Source organism: Mesorhizobium sp. WSM3626, from assembly GCF_000513935.1.
Classification (GTDB): domain Bacteria; phylum Pseudomonadota; class Alphaproteobacteria; order Rhizobiales; family Rhizobiaceae; genus Mesorhizobium; species Mesorhizobium salmacidum.
In genome coordinates this window covers 1-1386 of the sequence record NZ_AZUY01000103.1, presented here as the reverse complement: position 1 = coordinate 1386, position 1386 = coordinate 1, and the positions used below count along the sequence as shown (strand labels likewise).

The 1386-nt window shown below is 66.0% G+C and carries 1 protein-coding gene; it reads left to right on the top strand.

Going from position 1 to position 1386, the window contains the following annotated elements:
- The first annotated feature begins 156 nt into the window (after positions 1–156).
- A complete protein-coding gene (gene holA, locus M653_RS0131085) occupies positions 157–1200 on the top strand; it encodes a DNA polymerase III subunit delta (protein WP_027146777.1) in 1044 nt (347 codons plus the stop codon).
- The last annotated feature ends 186 nt before the right edge of the window (positions 1201–1386 follow it).

Sequence of the window (1386 nt, the reverse complement as noted above, 5' to 3'; positions counted from 1 at the left end):
CCCGTCCGCTTCACCGCCATCGCAAATCCCTCCGAGCAATAATCGAAGTGAATCACAATGCCAGAATTGCGCAACAAGCCCACAAGGGGAGAAGGAAAAGAGTGCTCGGTGCCGATCGCCGTTCACTCCACCCGCGCATCATGCTAACCAGCCTCCATGGCACAGAAGAAAGCTTTCGAGGTCGATTCCTGGCTCGCGCGGCCTGATCCGCGCATCTCGATCGTCCTGCTTTATGGCCCCGACCGCGGCCTTGTCTCGGAGCGGGCGAAGGCCTTTGCCGCAAAGACCGGTCTGCGGCTCGACGATCCGTTCTCCGTGGTCAGGCTCGAGGGTTCGGAGGTCGACCGCGACGAGGGCCGGCTGCTCGACGAAGCCCGCACCGTGCCGATGTTTTCCGACCGGCGGCTGCTCTGGGTGCGCAACGCCAGCGGCCAGAAGGCGTTGGCCGACGACATCAAGGCGCTGACGGCGGAGCCGGTGCGGGACGCCATCATCCTGATCGAGGCCGGCGACTTGAAGAAAGGCGTTGGATTACGCGCCCTGGTCGAGGGCGCCGACAACGCCATGGCGCTGCCTTGCTACGCCGACGAGGCCCGCGACATCGACACCGTCATCGACGACGAGCTGCGCAAGGCCGGGATGTCGATGACGCTGGAGGCCAGACAGGCGCTGCGCCGCAATCTCGGCGGCGACCGGCTGGCCTCGCGCGGCGAGATCGAAAAACTCGTCCTCTACGCCCACGGCCAGAAGGAAATCGGCCTGGAAGAGGTGAGAGCCATGTCGGGCGACGTGTCCGGTGCCTCTTATGACGATGCCGTCGACGCGCTGCTCGAAGGCAGGATCGGCGACTTCGACACCGCCTTCACGCGCCATTGCCAGGGTGGCGGCCAGCCCTTCCTGGTGCTGTCCTCGGCGATGCGGCAGATACAGCAGATCCAGGTCATGCGCGGCCAGATGGACTCCGGCGGCCGCAACGCCGCTTCCGTCGTTGCCGCCGCGCGCCCGCCGGTCTTTTTCGCCCGCCGCAAGCTGGTGGAGAGAGCGCTGGAGCGCTGGAACAGCGAAGCGCTCGGCCGCGCGCTGACCCGCCTGCAATCAGCCGTGCTGCAGACGCGGCGCCGGCCGGACCTGTCGGTAGCGCTGGCAAGGCAGGCGCTGCTGGGGATCGCCGTGGAAAGCGCGCGGCTGGCGCAAAGGTAGGCGCCACTTTCTTCCCCCCTTGTGGGGGAAGGTGGATCGGCGCGCTAGCGCCGAGACGGATGAGGGGTGTTCCAGCGGAGTGAGACGCTGGTTTTCCCTGGAGCACCCCTTGTATCTGCACGGAGGAAACTTTGTGCGAGAAGAGCGACTGAGCCTCGAACCGGATGGCCATCCGATTCGAGGCTT

Bases quoted from the DNA above. Each gene is read 5' to 3' on its own strand.
- holA (WP_027146777.1), top strand. From the start codon at position 157: ATGGCACAGAAGAAAGCTTTCGAGGTCGATTCCTGGCTCGCGCGGCCT.